Here is a 15,163-nt window from a genome sequence, read left to right on the forward strand (position 1 = left end):
AACTCCGAATTCAGGCATAAAAAAAGGGAGCCATCAGGCTCCCTTCTACTATACATTCAAACGCTTATGCTTTCAGCTTACGCATGACCAGCGTGGCGTTGGTGCCACCGAAGCCGAAGCTGTTTGACATGACGGTGGTCAGCGTCGCTTCCGTTGGTTTGGTCACGATGTTCAGGCCAGCAGCCTGCTCGTCCATCTCATCAATGTTGATGCTTGGCGCGATAAAGCCGTTTTCCAGCATCAGCAGAGAGTAGATCGCTTCCTGCACGCCAGCCGCACCCAGCGAGTGGCCGGTCATGGCTTTGGTCGCGGAGATCGCCGGGCTGTTGTCGCCGAAGACTTCACGGATCGCACCCAGCTCTTTCACGTCGCCTACCGGAGTAGAGGTACCGTGGGAGTTCAGGTAGTCGATTGGGGTGTCAACGCCGTGCATCGCCATCTTCATGCAGCGCACCGCGCCTTCGCCGGATGGCGCAACCATGTCGGCGCCGTCAGACGTTGCGCCGTAGCCCACGATCTCAGCGTAGATGTGTGCGCCACGTGCCAGGGCATGTTCCAGCTCTTCAACCACAACCATGCCGCCGCCGCCCGCGATAACGAAACCGTCACGGTGCGCATCATAGGTACGGGATGCTTTATCCGGGGTTTCATTGTACTTGGTGGACAGTGCGCCCATCGCGTCGAATTCACAGGCCATTTCCCAGCCCAGCTCTTCGCCGCCGCCAGCAAATACGATGTCCTGTTTACCCAGTTGGATCTGCTCAACAGCATTACCGATGCAGTGTGCGGAAGTCGCACACGCGGAGCTGATGGAGTAGTTCACACCGTGGATTTTGAATGGGGTCGCCAGGCACGCGGAAACCGCAGAACCCATGGCTTTAGTCACCACGTACGGACCTACTGCTTTCAGACCACGCGGGCTACGCATTGCGTCAGCGCCGAATACCTGCGCTTTTGATGAGCCGCCGGAACCGGCGATCAGACCCACGCGCGGGTTGTTCTGATAAACCTCTTCACTCAGGCCGGAATCTTTGATCGCTTCCTGCATGGAGAGATAAGCATAAATAGAGGCATCGTTCATGAAACGAACCACTTTGCGGTCAATCAAACCGGTGGTGTCCAGTTTGACGTTACCCCATACGTGGCTACGCATACCTGAATCTTTAAACTCTTCAGAGAAAGTGATCCCGGAGCGTCCTTCACGCAGAGATGCCAGGACTTCCTGCTGGTTATTACCGATGCTGGAAACAATGCCCAGGCCAGTAATCACTGCACGTTTCATTCAATACCTCTGTAAGTCGCACTATAGTAAGTTTCGAGTCGCACAATAGCGTACACTTGTACGCCGAACAAGTCCGATCAGACATTTTCTGCGGAAATTTGCACCGATGGACTCACATCGTTAAGATCGTGCCACTGCCTGTCAGACGAGTAACTTACGTGAAACAAAACGCTATACAACCCGCCAACCTCGAATTCAACGCTGAGGGTACACCTGTTTCCCGAGATTTTGATGACGTCTATTTTTCTAATGATAATGGACTCGAAGAAACTCGCTATGTTTTCCTCGACGGAAACCAGCTCAGCACCCGCTTCCCGGCGCATCCACGGAGCCTGTTTGTGGTCGCGGAAAGTGGATTCGGCACCGGGCTCAATTTTTTAACCCTCTGGCAGGCGTTTAACCAGTTTCACGCTGCACACCCTGAGGCTACGCTACAAAGATTACATTTCATCAGTTTCGAAAAATTCCCGCTCACCGCGCACGATCTGCGGCTCGCTCATCAGCGCTGGCCAGAGCTTGCCACCCTGGCGGAGCAGCTTCAGGCGCAGTGGCCGCCTCACGTCGGCGGCTGCCACCGTCTGATTCTGGAAGGCGGACGCGTGACGCTGGATTTATGGCTTGGCGACATCAATGACCTGACCGATACGCTCGATGATTCGATGAATCAGACGGTTGACGCGTGGTTCCTGGACGGTTTTGCCCCCGCCAAAAACCCGGACATGTGGAGCCAGCATCTGTTTAGCGCGATGGCGCGGCTAGCGCGTCCTGGCGCAACGCTTGCCACCTTCACCTCGGCAGGCTTTGTCCGCCGCGGGCTGCAGGAGGCGGGCTTTACCATGCAGAAGACCAAAGGCTTTGGCCGCAAGCGCGACATGCTGGTCGGCAGAATGGAGCAGACGCTGGACGTTCCCGCTCAGGCACCCTGGTTTACGCGCGGTGCCAGCGCATCACGTGAGGTGGCGATAGTCGGCGGGGGGATCGCCAGCGCTCTGCTGTCTCTCGCGCTTCTCCACCGCGGCTGGCAGGTTACGCTCTACTGTGCTGACGACGCGCCAGCAAACGGCGCGTCCGGCAACCGCCAGGGGGCGCTCTATCCGCTTTTAAGCGCGCACGACCCGGCCCTGTTCCGGTTTTTCCCGGCGGCGTTTACCTTCGCCCGTCGCCTGTACGACGCCCTGCCGTTGGCGTTCGACCATGACTGGTGCGGCGTGACGCAGCTCGGCTGGGATGAAAAGAGCCAGCAAAAAATCACGCAGATGTTGTCGCTGGGTCTGCCGGAGGAGATTGCTCGCGCGGTCAGTGCGCAAGAGGTGGCAGCCACCGCTGGCGTGGACACCGGCTGCGGCGGCATTCAGTATCCTCTCGGCGGCTGGCTGTGCCCGGCTGAGCTGACCGCGGCGGTCATTGCCCTGGCGCAGTCGCGCGGGCTGACGGCGCATTATGCTCACACCGTTGAATCGCTGAGCCGAAGCGAGCGCTGGAATCTGCGTTTTGCTGATGGCAAAGCGGCGAGCCATGCCAGCGTTGTGCTGGCAAACGGGCATAACATCAGCCAGTTTATCCAGACAGAAGCGTTGCCGGTTTATCCGGTCGGCGGCCAGGTAAGCCATATTCCTTCCACACCTGCGCTCGGCAAACTGCGTCAGGTGCTGTGCTATGACGGCTATCTGACGCCGCAAAATCCGTCTAACGGCCATCACTGCATCGGAGCCAGCTACCATCGTGGCGAAACGGATATGCGCTACAGCGACGCGGATCAGGCGCAGAACCGCCAGCGCCTGATTGACTGTTTCCCGGATGCGGCGTGGGCGCAAGAGGTTGACGCCAGCGCCGGAGACGCGCGCTGCGGCGTGCGCTGCGCCACCCGCGATCATCTGCCGATGGCGGGCAATGTGCCGGACTATGAGGCAACGCTTGAGGCCTATCAGGATCTTGCCGATAACCGGGATAACGCGGTAAGCGCGCCGGTTTATCCGGAGCTGTATATGCTCGGTGGATTAGGGTCTCGCGGGCTGTGTTCCGCACCGCTGCTGGCGGAAGTGTTAGCCGCACAAATGAGCGACGAGCCAATTCCGTTGGACAGGGTTACGCTTGCGGGACTGAATCCGAATCGCTTGTGGGTACGGAAACTGCTGAAGGGGAAGAAGGTTAAGTAGGGGGGCGGGTGCCCTCACCAATAGGGCTGAGGGGATATTCGTAGGCCCGGTAAGCGCAGCGCCACCGGGCGAAATACGATGACTTAGCGTTGAGCCTGCTGGAACAAATTGTCCCACATGCCCAGCACCAGCGACTGGTCGCGCGGAGAGAGCTCCCCGGCCAGAATGGCTTTTTCCAGGCTGCGGGTCACTTCAGCGTGAACGGCGTCGGCAGAGTGATCGTCACCCGCTTCCAGCTCGGCTACCGCGAGCGTCAGGTGACCACGCAGATAACCGCTGGCGAACAGCTCATCATCACTGGCGTGTTCCACCATGTCATCAATTAACGCCAGAATGCGTGATTCAAATTCTGCGATCATCTTCTTTCCTCTGTTAAAGATCTTCCGGCCAAGGGAAGCATTCCGCCGTGATAACCGGCGTGTGGTAATAATTCTGTAAGGCCTCAATCAGGCGTGCTGGACGTGCCGGGATGCCTTTCTCAAGATATTCCATCACCTGCGCATGCACGCGGCGCTGGAAGACGATACGGTCTGGCTCGAAGTCGCCTTCGAGGTTGTCACAGCTCACGTTGAACGGGAAACCCGCCGCGACGCAGAATAGCCATTCCAGCGCCTGCGGCTTCACTTCCACATCTTCAAACTGTCCCTGCGTGGCGGCGTCACGTCCGTCCGGGCAGTACCAGTAGCCGAAGTCCACCTGCTCGCGCCGCGCTTTCCCCGCAATGCACCAGTGCGAAATCTCGTGCAAGCCGCTGGCGTAAAAGCCGTGGGCAAAAACGATGCGGTTATACGGAATCTCTGCATCAGCAGGAAGATAGATCGGTTCGTCGTCGCCTTTAATCAGACGGGTATTAAAATCGTCAGCAAAACAGCTGTCGAAAATCTCAATCAGCTGTTCGTATTTATGCGTACTGTTCATTAGTGCATCCCCAACCAGGTGAGGATCTCCTGTCCATGGCTGTCATAAAGAAGTTTGGCGCTCATTACGGCCGAGACGATGACGATCATCGGGCGAATAAGTTTTTGTCCTTTGCTTAACACCAGACGCGAGCCCGCGCGCGCGCCCAGGAACTGTCCTGCCATCATCACAAATCCGGTTGCCCAGATGACCTTACCGCCGATGATAAACAGCAGCAGGCCGCCGACGTTTGAGGTCGCGTTGAGCACTTTGGCATGAGCGGTGGATTTGGCGAGGTTAAACCCGGCCAGCGTCACGAAGGCCAGCGCATAAAATGAACCGGCACCCGGCCCGAAGAAACCGTCGTAAAAACCCACGCTGCCCCCGGCAATCAGGGCAAACGGCAGGCCGTACAGGCGACGCTGGCGGTCTTCTTCACCGAGCTTTGGCATCAGCAGGAAGTAAAGCCCGATGCAGATGACCAGAATCGGCAGGATCTGGCGCAAAATATCGGACTGCACGTGCTGAACCAGCAGCGCGCCCGACGTCGAGCCGATAAAGGTCATCAGGATATTGAGCTTCTGATCGGCCAGGCTCACCACCTTGCGACGGATAAAATAGAGCGACGCTGAGAGCGACCCACCGCAGGCCTGCAGCTTGTTAGTAGCCAGCGCCTGAGCCGGGCTCATGCCCGCCGCCAGCAGCGCCGGAACCGTCAGCAAACCGCCCCCACCCGCCAGCGCATCGATAAACCCGGCGAGCATCGCAACAAAAAAGAGCACCGCCAGCAGCAGCGGTGACACCATAAACAGATCGACGAAATTATCCATTAAAGTACATGCTCATCCAGTAGCGCCTGGCAGGAAGGCGGCAACGGAGGCGGTGTCTTCTTCTCAGGCTTAGAGGTTCCAGGTTTTGCCGGTTCAAACCAGCTTTGCAGTTCCGCACCGCAGCCATCGCCTGGCGGTGGTAGCGGCTGATCTTCACATTCCAGGCTGTTCGCCGGGCAGCGCAGACGAACGTGCATGTGCGCGCGATGCTGGAACCACGGGCGTACTTTGCGCAGCCAGTCGCGATCGGTTCCGGCATCCAGGCAGAGCTGCTGCTTGATGGCTGGGTTGACGAAAATCCGCGTGACGTCGTTATCTTCTGCCGCGAGCTTGATCATGCTGGAGACCTCCCGCGTCCACAGGGACGGCACAACGCGCTTGCCGTCGCTTGCGACCAAATCCAGCGCCTGCGGCTTCAGCAGCTGGGCAGACGTCCAGCGCGCTTTCGGCAGCTGCAGGAAGATATCAACATCCAGTCCGGTCTGGTGACTGGCGTGTCCACCGTTAAAACGACCGCCGGCAGGCATCCCCATATCGCCAATCAGCATCGTACCCAGCCCCAGGTTATGCACCTGGTTTCCCAGACGCTGGATGAACAGCACCAGATCCGGGTGGCCGAAATAACGCCGCTGGTCGGTACGCATCACCTGATAGGTATCAGACTGAAGAGGCAGCTCCTGGGCACCGACGATACAGCCGTTGGAAAAGGCGCCAATGGACTGCGCGCTCCCTGCCACCGGGTGGGTGATTTTTTGCCATGGCGTCGCAGCCAGACTGGCTCCACTGGCGAGCAGCGCCAGCAGAGCAATTGCGGTTTTTTTCATGTTTACCAGCGTGGAATGGTGGTCGTCACATCCGCATTCTGCGCGCGCTGTCGCAGGAAGTGATCCATCAGCACGATCGCCAGCATCGCTTCTGCGATCGGCACCGCGCGGATCCCCACGCACGGATCGTGACGTCCTTTGGTGATCATCTCAACTTCTTCGCCAGAGCGGTTAATCGTGTGGCCCGGCACGGTAATGCTGGAAGTCGGCTTCAGCGCGATGTTGGCAACAATCTGCTGCCCGCTGCTGATCCCGCCCAGGATGCCGCCCGCATGGTTGCTCTGGAAGCCCGCCTTCGTGATTTCGTCGCGGTTCTGACTGCCGCGAAGCTGAACCACGTCAAAGCCGTCGCCAATCTCTACGCCCTTCACCGCGTTGATGCTCATCAGCGCGTGGGCAATGTCGGCGTCGAGACGGTCAAATACCGGCTCGCCCCAGCCTGGCGGGACGCCGTCGGCCACCACGGTCACTTTCGCGCCAATGGAGTCGCCCTCTTTTTTCAGACCGCGCATCAGTTCATCCAGCGCCTCCAGCTTGTCGGCATCGGCGCAGAAGAACGGGTTTTGTTCAACCTGATCCCAGTCTTTGATCGCCAGCGGAATGTCGCCCATCTGGGTCAGACAGCCGCGAATGACGATGCCAAATTTCTGCTGCAGGTATTTTTTCGCAATCGCCCCTGCAGCCACGCGCATCGCGGTTTCACGCGCGGAAGAACGTCCGCCGCCGCGATAGTCGCGGAAGCCGTACTTTTGTTCGTAGGTGTAGTCTGCGTGGCCTGGACGGAAGACGTCTTTGATGGCGCCGTAGTCCTGGGAGCGCTGATCGGTGTTTTCAATCAGCAGACCGATGCTGGTCCCGGTGGTGCGGCCTTCAAAGACGCCGGAGAGAATTTTGACCTGGTCCGGCTCGCGACGCTGCGTGGTGTAGCGAGAGGTGCCCGGACGACGACGATCGAGGTCGTGCTGTAAATCGGCTTCGGTCAGTTCGATGCCTGGCGGTACGCCATCAACGATACAGCCCAGCGCCAGCCCGTGCGACTCGCCAAAGGTGGTCACGCGGAATAACTGTCCAATACTGTTTCCTGCCATCACGGCTCCGATGTTGTTGTTTGTGTTTGAGCGTTGTGAAACGGGCCGAAGCCCGCTGGATTAATCTTTATAGATGCTGAAGTGTTCGCGCGCGTCGAGCAGCTGCGCTTTGGTCAGCATAAAGACGCCGTCACCGCCGTTGTCGAACTCAAGCCAGGTGAACGGCACATCCGGGTACTGCTCTATCAGATGTACCATGCTGTTGCCCACTTCACAAATCAGAACGCCATCGTCGGTCAGATAATCCGGCGCGCAGGCCAGAATGCGGCGGGTCAGCTTCAGGCCGTCAGAGCCTGACGCCAGACCCAGCTCCGGCTCGTGACGGTATTCGTTCGGCAGATCGGACATGTCTTCCGCATCGACGTACGGCGGATTGGTGACGATCAGATCGTACTGCAGCGTTGGCAGATCGCGGAACAGATCGGAGCGAATTGGCGTAACGTGATGGATCAGCCCGTGCTCTTCAATGTTGTGCTCGGTCACGGCCAGCGCGTCGGTGGAGATATCGACGGCGTCCACTTCCGCTTCCGGGAAGGCGTACGCGCAGGCAATGGCAATGCAGCCGCTGCCGGTACACATATCCAGAATGTGCTGCGGCTGATGGCCGATCAGGCCTTCAAAGTGATTGTTGATCAGCTCACCAATCGGCGAGCGCGGCACCAGCACGCGTTCATCGACATAGAACTCGTGGCCGCAGAACCAGGCTTTGTTGGTCAGGTAGGCCACCGGAATGCGCTCGTTCACGCGGCGGATCACGCGCTCAACAATACGGTGTTTTTCGCTGGAGGTCAGGCGCGCGGTGCGCATGTCTTCGGGGATATCCAGCGGCAGGTAGAGGGACGGCAGCACCAGCTGCACCGCTTCATCCCACGGGTTATCGGTACCGTGACCGTACCAGATATTGGCGGCGCTGAAGCGGCTAACCGACCAGCGCAACATGTCCTGTATGGTATGCAGCTCGTTTACTGCTTCATCGACAAATATTTTATCCACTCTTTCCTCCAGGGCATGCTCGCATAATTTTCGGCGGCTAGTTTGCCATGAAGACGGCGATAAATCAGCAATGACGCGTCGCGCTTGAGGTTAAAAAATGCGTTTAGTCGGGTACACTGTCGGAAATACGAGATGAGAATGACGAATGAAAAAGAAAACATCGCTCAGCGAGGAGGATCAGGCGCTCTTCCAACAGCTAATGACCGGGACGCGTAAAATCACGCAGGATACCATCGTCCATCGCCCGCAGCGCAAAAAAATCAGCGAAGTACCGGTCAAACGCCTGCTGCAGGAGCAGGCGGATAACAGCCACTATTTTTCAGATGAATTTCAGCCGCTGCTCAATACGCAGGGGGCTGTAAAATACGTACGCGAAGACGTCAGCCATTTTGAGCAGAAAAAATTACGTCGCGGAGATTATTCGCCGGAGCTGTTTCTCGATCTGCACGGTTTAACGCAGATGCAGGCGAAACAGGAGCTGGGGGCATTGATCGCAGCCTGTCGCCGTGAACATGTTTTCTGCGCCTGCGTGATGCATGGCCACGGTAAACATATCCTCAAGCAACAGACGCCGCTGTGGCTGGCTCAGCATCCACACGTGATGGCTTTTCATCAGGCACCCAAAGAGTACGGCGGAGATGCCGCATTGCTGGTGTTGATTGAAGTGGAAGAGTGGCAGCCGCCAGAGTTGCCCTGACAGAATGGCGGGAAGCACATTGCACCCCGCCATATCGCACGTCACGTCAGATCGCTTTTGCCATCTTCAGGTTGCACGGACTCATTTGCCAGTTGAAGACACCTTTGCCCGTTTCGTCGAGAGAAACATTGGCAATCGCGGATGTCGTGAACATCGGCGGGGTCTCGCCAGGGCACAGCTCAGATACCAGATAGCCAACCAGTGGCAGGTGGGAAATGACCAGCGCGGAAGCGACACCTTCATTGCACAGCGCCTGAAGATAAGCGCTGACAAGGCCTACATCGCCACAGGGGGTAAGTTCAGGGAGAACATCCACGCTGGATGGCAGGTTCATACACTCCCCTACCACCTCCAGCGTCTGTTCTGCACGCAGGAACGGACTCACCAGAACGCGTTCGATGTCCACTTTTTGACCGTTAAGCCAGGTCGCCATCAGACGAGATTCGTCGCAGCCGCAGACGGTCAAAGGTCGTACTGAGTCACTGGCGGCATCGAGTGCCGCGTCGCCGTGACGCATGATAAAAACTTGCATATTGCACCGCTTTTGTTAACCAGAATCACCGGCGTTAACTACCCGCGATAAATGCTGAGAGGTAGAAAACCCGATGGCCGGGCATTGTGCCTGATCCATTCGGTGAATGAAACGCTGTTTTTTACCTCAATGGCGTAAGTATAGTCAATCTCTGTTTACAAAATCGCCAGAACAGGTTCATTCACTTCAGGATTTACCCTTCTTCGACCTCAGCTTACGAGGACAGTTTCCCTTGCAGGCCAAAATGTCTGGCCGTGTTCCGCCATCTGCAATAATTCGTCACACGGTGTAAACCGTGGACCATATTGCGAAGCCAGACGTTGCAGGATAGCAACCACTTCACCCGCGCCGAGCGTATCCATGTAACGGAACGGCCCGCCCAGGAACGGCGGGAAACCAATGCCAAAAACCGCGCCAATGTCACCATCGCGTGCGCTCTTGATCACCTGTTCACCAAAGCAGCGCGCCGCTTCATTGAGCATCATCATCACGCAGCGTTCAGCGCACTGAACGGCGGACAGTTTTCCCTGTCCGGTGGTCGGAATAAGCCCATAAACCGAAGGGTCGACCTGTTTCTTGCTTTTACGCCCTTTCGCGCCGTAAAGATAGAAACCGCGTTCATTTTTTCTGCCTTTGCGATCGTCCTTCAAAATTGCAGAAACAATGTTTGCAGGGGGGCTAAAACGATCGCCATAGGCGGCTTCCAGCACTGGTATAATTTTAGTGCCGGTGTCTATTCCCACCTCATCCAAAAGTTGGATTGGACCAACGGGGAAACCAAACTTTACCAGCGCTTCGTCGATGTGTTCGATTTTCTCGCCTTCCGTCAGCAACCGCATTGCTTCATTAATGTAGGGAGCCAGAATGCGGTTAACGTAGAAGCCGGCTTTATCTGCTACCACGATCGGCGTTTTCCCCTGCTTCTTCGCAAGCTTGACTACCGTGGCGATAGTTTGCGGACTGGTGGTCGCGTGCGGAATCACTTCCACCAACGGCATTTTTTCGACCGGGCTAAAGAAGTGCAGTCCGATTACCTGCTCCGGACGCACGGCTTTCGCCGCGATATCGCCAATCGGTAATGACGACGTATTGGAGGCAAAAATGGTATGCGGGGCGCAATGTTGCTCAACGTCTGCCACCATCTGCTGCTTAAGCGCCAGATCCTCAAACACGGCTTCAATCACCAGATCGCGGTGCGCAAAACCGCTGTAATCCGTCGTGCCGGAGATCATCGCCAGGGTTTTATCGCGCTCGCTTGCCTTGATATGGCGGCGTTTGACCTTTTGATCAAGGTTCTGCCAGCTGTACTGCAGCGCGTGGTTGATCCCTTTAGGAGTAATGTCTTTGATTCGTACCGGCAATTTGCCTTTGCTGGCGGTAACAAAAGAGATTCCGCCGCCCATGAGCCCGCCACCCAGCACGCCAATGGCCCGCAGCGGAGCGGGCTGCGCCTCGCTACCGGGATCTTTTTTCACGTCCGTACTGGCGAAGAAGATGCTGCGCAATGCCTGAGACTGTGGCGTCATCGCCAGTTCGCCAAAAGCTTTCGCTTCAGCGGCATAGCCGCTGCTGCTGCCCTGCGACAGCCCGGTTTCGATCACTTCAAGGATCCGCTTTGCTGCCGGGTAATTGCCTTTGGTTTTTTGTTCGGTCTTTTTGCCCACCATGTTGAACAGGAGCGTTCTTCCCAGCGGGCCAGCCAGCACGCGCTCACGTACCGGCAGAGGACGTCTTGCCTGACGCCCTTTCAGCGCAAGCGCAACGGCGGCCTCCAGCAAAATGGACTGCGGCACGACGTCATCGACCAGACCGGCTTTCAGCGCCTGACGGGCACGCAGCTGTTTACCGGTTAAGATCATCTCCAGCGCGGTGCTGACGCCCACCAGGCGCGGCAGCCGTTGCGTTCCGCCGGAGCCAGGCAGCAGGCCCAGCTGCACTTCCGGCAAACCCAGGATGGTTTTCGCATCGTCAGTACAAATCCGGCTGTGGCACGCCAGAGCCAGCTCAAGCCCGCCGCCCAGACAGGCGCCGTGGATCGCGGCGATGACCGGGATCGGCAGGCTGTTGATCTCCGCCATCACCTGCTGGCCCTGACGCGCCAGCTCTTCGGCCTCGAGCGCGCTTTGCGCCCGGGCGATCATGTTGATATCCGCCCCGGCGATAAAGTTATCCGGCTTGGCAGAGATAAACACCAGGCCGCGAATGGCTTTGTTGTCGCGGATCTGCTTTAGCATCGCGCGCACCTGAACACCAAATTCGGCCTTCAGGGTATTCATCTTTTCATCAGGCACATCAATAGTGATAACGGCCACGTTATCGAGGCGAACCGTCAGATTAAATGCAGATGGCATATCCATTATTCAGCCTCCAGAACCATTGCTGCGCCAAGACCGCCCGCCGCACAGGCGGTGACAAGGCCAAACCCGCCGCCACGGCGACGGAGTTCATGTAACGTTTGTGTGATCATCCTCGCCCCTGTGGCGGCAAACGGATGACCATAGGCGATAGAGCCGCCCAGCACGTTGAATTTACTCTGATCCACTTCGCCTGTGGCGTGGGCGCGGCCCAGTACATCGCGCGCGAAACGCTCGCTTGCCAGCAGCTGAACGTTTGCCAGAGTTTGCGCAGCAAACGCTTCGTGCATATCAATCAGGGTTAAATCAGCCAGCGTTAGCCCCGCGCGCTCCAGCGCCAGCGGCGTGGACCACGCCGGACCTAACAGCATGTCCTGCCAGACATCAATGGCGGTGAAGGCATAGCTGCGTAAATAGCCCAGGGGAGTGATGCCCAGCTCCTTCGCGCGGGATTCTGTCATCAGGATCACGGCAGCGGCACCATCCGTGAGCGGCGTACTGTTCGCCGCCGTCACCGTGCCGTGTTTGCGGTCAAACGCCGGACGCAGCTTTGCGTAATCCGCAAGCGTCGAGGTGCCGCGAATATTGTTATCTTCCGCGAGCGGTTCACGGTAAGGAGGAATATAGGCGGTCATGACCTCGTCGGTCAGCTTGCCTTCAGACCAGGCTTTTGCCGCAAGCTGATGTGAACGATGCGCCAGGGCATCCTGCTGTTCACGGGTAATGCCGTACGTTTTAGCCATCTGTTCTGCGGTATCGCCCATGCGCAGGCCGGTGGAGTATTCCGCGACGGCAGGTGGTACGGGCATAAGGTCGCGCAGGCGTAAACGCGAGAAGAGTTTGAGTTTCTGACCCGTCGTACGGGCTTTATTGGCATCCACCAGGATGCGCGCTAGCTTTTTACTGACCCCAATCGGCAGCACCGAAGAGGAGTCCGCCCCACCCGCAATCCCGGCGCGGATCGTGCCCGCCATCAGGCTTTCAGCGACGTTAGCCACGGCCTGGAAGCTGGTTGCACAGGCGCGGCTGACGCTGTAGGCATCCGTATGCACGTTCATCCCGGTACCGAGGACGATTTCCCGCGCAATGTTGGGCGCTTCAGGCATCTGCACGACCTGACCGAATACCAGCTGTTCGATGACCTCAGGCGGAATTTCGCTGCGAGCCAGCATCTCCCCCACTACCATTTTCCCCAGGTCGACGGCCGGTATGCCATGGAACGCCGTTGCCTGACGCGCAAATGGCGTGCGCAATCCACTGACTATGGCAATGCGATCGCCCTGACGGGTAATAAGCGGTAATGCCTGACTCATAACACTCCCCTGTAAAAAATTTTTCGCAAACATAAAGTGGTCTGACCTGATAATAGTCTTAACCATTTTTTTACATTCAGCCAATCGGGGAAACGAAAAAGTGCGAGCTAAGGCACAGAGAAGAAAAAGAAAATGCCCCTGCATGGCAGAGGCATTTGTGCGGTTTGTTGCCGGGTGGCGGCGTTGCCTTACCCGGCCTACACGATCGTAGGCCCGTGCAAGCGAAGCGCCGCCGGGCAATTAAGGATTAACGCAGGCCTAACTGGAAAATCAGCGTTTCTGCTTCGCAGGCGAAAACAAAGTCGATGTCCAGCTTCACGCCGCCTTCCACTTCGGTAAAGGTCGACTTAATTTCACACGGATCGGATTCAACATCACGCGCACGCTTGCTCAGCGCGGCCAAGGTCTCTTCCGCTTCGGCGCGGTTGGTGAACACACGGCTGTAAGACGCGGTGCAATCGGTGTTGTCCATGATGGTCCCAACATCCATACAGCAGCAAACCGGGGTTTCATCAGCACTGCATTTACTCATAGCTCAATTTCCTCTGTATTCGCGCAGCGCGCGAGATAAACACGATGCTGCTATTTTACGCCCCGGCTCGGGCTCTCTCCAGCCGTTAATGGCGCAAAATCGGATAAGTGACCAATATCACACTAAAAAATGATCTAAAACAAAAACCACCCTTTTGGGTGAGTCGCGATGGTCACAATTTTGCCAACCAGATCTCGTTTCACGAAACATGTTTGAAAATATTAATAAACAAACTTGCAACATTCCGGCTGGTCGGACCTATACTCTGGCCACTGGTCTGATTTGTCTGTCATACCTCAGACCCTACACTTCGCGCTCCTGTTACGGTATGTAACAATTATTGAATAAAAATAACTCAATGAGGTTATGGTCATGAGCCAGAAAACCCTGTTCAACAAGACTGCGCTGGCAGTCGCAGTGGCACTCGTCTCCACTTCCGCCTGGTCAGCGGGCTTTCAGTTAAACGAATTTTCTTCCTCTGGCCTTGGCCGTGCATATTCCGGGGAAGGCGCTATTGCTGATGATGCAGGTAACGCGAGTCGTAACCCTGCATTGATCATGATGTTTGATCGTCCGACATTTTCTGCCGGTGCGGTTTATATCGATCCTGATGTCAACGTTTCTGGTAAGTCGCCTTATACGGGTGCGAGCCTTAAAGCGGACAATATTGCCCCAACAGCATGGATCCCGAACCTGCACTTCGTTGCGCCTATCAATGAACAATTTGGCTGGGGTGCATCCGTAACGTCTAACTACGGCCTTGCTACCGAGTTCAATAACAACTACCCGGCAGGTGAATACGGCGGTAAAACAGACCTTACTACGCTGAACCTGAACCTGAGCGGTGCTTATCGCCTGAACGACAGCTGGAGCTTTGGTCTGGGCTTTGATGCCGTCTACGCCGATGCCAAAATCGAACGTTATGCCGGGGAACAAACCTCCAGTCTGCCAAGAAACAGCAACAAAATTGCCAGTCTTAAAGGTGATGAATGGGGCTATGGCTGGAACGCCGGCATCCTGTACGAGTTGGACAAAAACAACCGTTGGGGCCTGACCTATCGTTCTGAAGTCAAAATTGACTTCGACGGCGATTACAAGAGCGGCATCCTGACGCCTGTGAACAATCTGGTTCCAGGTGCTGGCACCACCATTCCTTGGGGAACGTCAAACCAGACCGTACCAGGCTCACTGTCGCTGCATTTGCCAGAAATGTGGGAAGTCTCCGGTTACAACCGCGTTGCACCACAATGGGCTATTCACTACAGCCTGGCCTATACCAGCTGGAGCCAGTTCCAGGAGCTGAAAGCAACCGGAACCAATGGTCAAACGCTGTTCTATAAGGACGAAAGCTTCCACGACGCCTATCGTATTGCGTTGGGTACCACCTACTACTACGATAAAAACTGGACTTTCCGCTCCGGTATCGCATTTGACGACAGCCCGGTTCCGGCAGATAAACGTTCCATTTCTATTCCGGATCAGGACCGCTTCTGGTTAAGCGCAGGCGCGACGTATGCGTTCAACGAGAATGCGTCCATCGATGCGGGCGTATCTTATATGCACGGTCAGAAAGTGACGTTCCAGGAAGGCCCTTACGAGTTTACCTCTGAAGGTAAAGCCTGGCTGTTCGGTACGAACTTCAACTACGCGTTCTAATCGCGCTGA

Annotated in this window: 14 protein-coding genes; 3 read left to right on the forward strand and 11 right to left on the reverse strand. The window is 56.7% G+C overall.

Features of this window, described 5'->3' with window-relative positions; genetic code table 11:
• Positions 1–64: 64 nt before the first annotated feature.
• A complete protein-coding gene (gene fabB / locus L370_RS00150) occupies positions 65–1,282 on the reverse strand; it encodes a beta-ketoacyl-ACP synthase I (protein WP_023336433.1) in 1,218 nt (405 codons plus the stop codon).
• 158 nt (positions 1,283–1,440) lie between these two features.
• On the opposite strand from fabB, the gene mnmC reads away from it, so the two are divergent.
• Positions 1,441–3,438 (forward strand): bifunctional tRNA (5-methylaminomethyl-2-thiouridine)(34)-methyltransferase MnmC2/FAD-dependent 5-carboxymethylaminomethyl-2-thiouridine(34) oxidoreductase MnmC1, encoded by a 1,998-nt coding sequence (mnmC, locus tag L370_RS00145; protein ID WP_032666637.1) that lies wholly within the window; start codon positions 1,441–1,443, stop codon positions 3,436–3,438.
• An 83-nt stretch (positions 3,439–3,521) separates the two neighbouring features.
• On the opposite strand, the gene L370_RS00140 is transcribed toward mnmC, so the two are convergent.
• From L370_RS00140 to prmB, 6 genes are read right to left on the reverse strand one after another with little or no spacing between them, the layout of a single operon-like run.
• The gene (locus tag L370_RS00140; RefSeq protein ID WP_023336436.1) at positions 3,522–3,797 is read right to left on the reverse strand and encodes a YfcL family protein; all 276 of its coding nucleotides are present in this window, start codon (positions 3,795–3,797) and stop codon (positions 3,522–3,524) included.
• A 13-nt stretch (positions 3,798–3,810) separates the two neighbouring features.
• Positions 3,811–4,356 (reverse strand): elongation factor P hydroxylase, encoded by a 546-nt coding sequence (locus L370_RS00135; protein ID WP_023336437.1) that lies wholly within the window; start codon positions 4,354–4,356, stop codon positions 3,811–3,813.
• A complete protein-coding gene (locus L370_RS00130; RefSeq protein ID WP_023336438.1) occupies positions 4,356–5,165 on the reverse strand; it encodes a sulfite exporter TauE/SafE family protein in 810 nt (269 codons plus the stop codon). The genes L370_RS00135 and L370_RS00130 overlap by 1 nt, the downstream gene beginning before the upstream one ends.
• The gene (gene mepA / locus L370_RS00125) at positions 5,165–5,989 is read right to left on the reverse strand and encodes a penicillin-insensitive murein endopeptidase (protein WP_023336439.1); all 825 of its coding nucleotides are present in this window, start codon (positions 5,987–5,989) and stop codon (positions 5,165–5,167) included. The genes L370_RS00130 and mepA overlap by 1 nt, the downstream gene beginning before the upstream one ends.
• Before the next feature lie 2 nt (positions 5,990–5,991).
• Positions 5,992–7,077 carry a chorismate synthase gene (gene aroC / locus L370_RS00120; protein ID WP_023336440.1) on the reverse strand — a complete coding sequence of 362 codons (1,086 nt, stop codon included), beginning with the start codon at positions 7,075–7,077 and terminating at the stop codon, positions 5,992–5,994.
• A 60-nt stretch (positions 7,078–7,137) separates the two neighbouring features.
• Entirely contained in the window at positions 7,138–8,070 is a 933-nt protein-coding gene (gene prmB / locus L370_RS00115; protein WP_008502612.1) for a 50S ribosomal protein L3 N(5)-glutamine methyltransferase, read from the reverse strand.
• A gap of 145 nt (positions 8,071–8,215) precedes the next feature.
• Between prmB and smrB the strand changes: the two genes are divergently transcribed.
• Positions 8,216–8,767 (forward strand): endonuclease SmrB, encoded by a 552-nt coding sequence (smrB, locus tag L370_RS00110; protein WP_023336441.1) that lies wholly within the window; start codon positions 8,216–8,218, stop codon positions 8,765–8,767.
• Between the two features lie 46 nt (positions 8,768–8,813).
• Here smrB and sixA read toward each other — a convergent pair whose 3' ends face one another.
• From sixA to L370_RS00090, 4 genes are all read right to left on the reverse strand, one after another.
• A complete protein-coding gene (gene sixA / locus L370_RS00105) occupies positions 8,814–9,299 on the reverse strand; it encodes a phosphohistidine phosphatase SixA (protein ID WP_023336442.1) in 486 nt (161 codons plus the stop codon).
• A 209-nt stretch (positions 9,300–9,508) separates the two neighbouring features.
• On the reverse strand, positions 9,509–11,656 hold the full coding sequence (fadJ, locus tag L370_RS00100; protein WP_023336443.1) for a fatty acid oxidation complex subunit alpha FadJ: 2,148 nt from the start codon (positions 11,654–11,656) through the stop codon (positions 9,509–9,511).
• A complete protein-coding gene (fadI, locus tag L370_RS00095; protein WP_032666638.1) occupies positions 11,656–12,966 on the reverse strand; it encodes an acetyl-CoA C-acyltransferase FadI in 1,311 nt (436 codons plus the stop codon). The genes fadJ and fadI overlap by 1 nt, the downstream gene beginning before the upstream one ends.
• A 247-nt stretch (positions 12,967–13,213) precedes the next feature.
• On the reverse strand, positions 13,214–13,498 hold the full coding sequence (locus L370_RS00090) for a YfcZ/YiiS family protein (RefSeq protein WP_023336445.1): 285 nt from the start codon (positions 13,496–13,498) through the stop codon (positions 13,214–13,216).
• Between the two features lie 372 nt (positions 13,499–13,870).
• Between L370_RS00090 and fadL the strand changes: the two genes are divergently transcribed.
• Positions 13,871–15,154, forward strand: coding sequence for a long-chain fatty acid transporter FadL (fadL, locus tag L370_RS00085; RefSeq protein ID WP_023336446.1), 1,284 nt, complete (start codon positions 13,871–13,873; stop codon positions 15,152–15,154).
• Positions 15,155–15,163: the final 9 nt, after the last annotated feature.

It is taken from the genome of Enterobacter sp. MGH 24 (assembly GCF_000493015.1).
Lineage (GTDB): Bacteria > Pseudomonadota > Gammaproteobacteria > Enterobacterales > Enterobacteriaceae > Enterobacter.

Excerpts from the sequence above, each read along its gene's own strand:
- mepA (WP_023336439.1), bottom strand. The coding sequence starts at position 5,989 with ATGAAAAAAACCGCAATTGCTCTGCTGGCGCTGCTCGCCAGTGGAGCC.
- L370_RS00090 (WP_023336445.1), bottom strand. The coding sequence starts at position 13,498 with ATGAGTAAATGCAGTGCTGATGAAACCCCGGTTTGCTGCTGTATGGAT.
- fadI (WP_032666638.1), bottom strand. The coding sequence starts at position 12,966 with ATGAGTCAGGCATTACCGCTTATTACCCGTCAGGGCGATCGCATTGCC.
- fadJ (WP_023336443.1), bottom strand. The coding sequence starts at position 11,656 with ATGGATATGCCATCTGCATTTAATCTGACGGTTCGCCTCGATAACGTG.
- L370_RS00140 (WP_023336436.1), bottom strand. The coding sequence starts at position 3,797 with ATGATCGCAGAATTTGAATCACGCATTCTGGCGTTAATTGATGACATG.
- L370_RS00130 (WP_023336438.1), bottom strand. The coding sequence starts at position 5,165 with ATGGATAATTTCGTCGATCTGTTTATGGTGTCACCGCTGCTGCTGGCG.
- fadL (WP_023336446.1), top strand. The coding sequence starts at position 13,871 with ATGAGCCAGAAAACCCTGTTCAACAAGACTGCGCTGGCAGTCGCAGTG.
- sixA (WP_023336442.1), bottom strand. The coding sequence starts at position 9,299 with ATGCAAGTTTTTATCATGCGTCACGGCGACGCGGCACTCGATGCCGCC.
- fabB (WP_023336433.1), bottom strand. The coding sequence starts at position 1,282 with ATGAAACGTGCAGTGATTACTGGCCTGGGCATTGTTTCCAGCATCGGT.
- smrB (WP_023336441.1), top strand. The coding sequence starts at position 8,216 with ATGAAAAAGAAAACATCGCTCAGCGAGGAGGATCAGGCGCTCTTCCAA.
- L370_RS00135 (WP_023336437.1), bottom strand. The coding sequence starts at position 4,356 with ATGAACAGTACGCATAAATACGAACAGCTGATTGAGATTTTCGACAGC.
- aroC (WP_023336440.1), bottom strand. The coding sequence starts at position 7,077 with ATGGCAGGAAACAGTATTGGACAGTTATTCCGCGTGACCACCTTTGGC.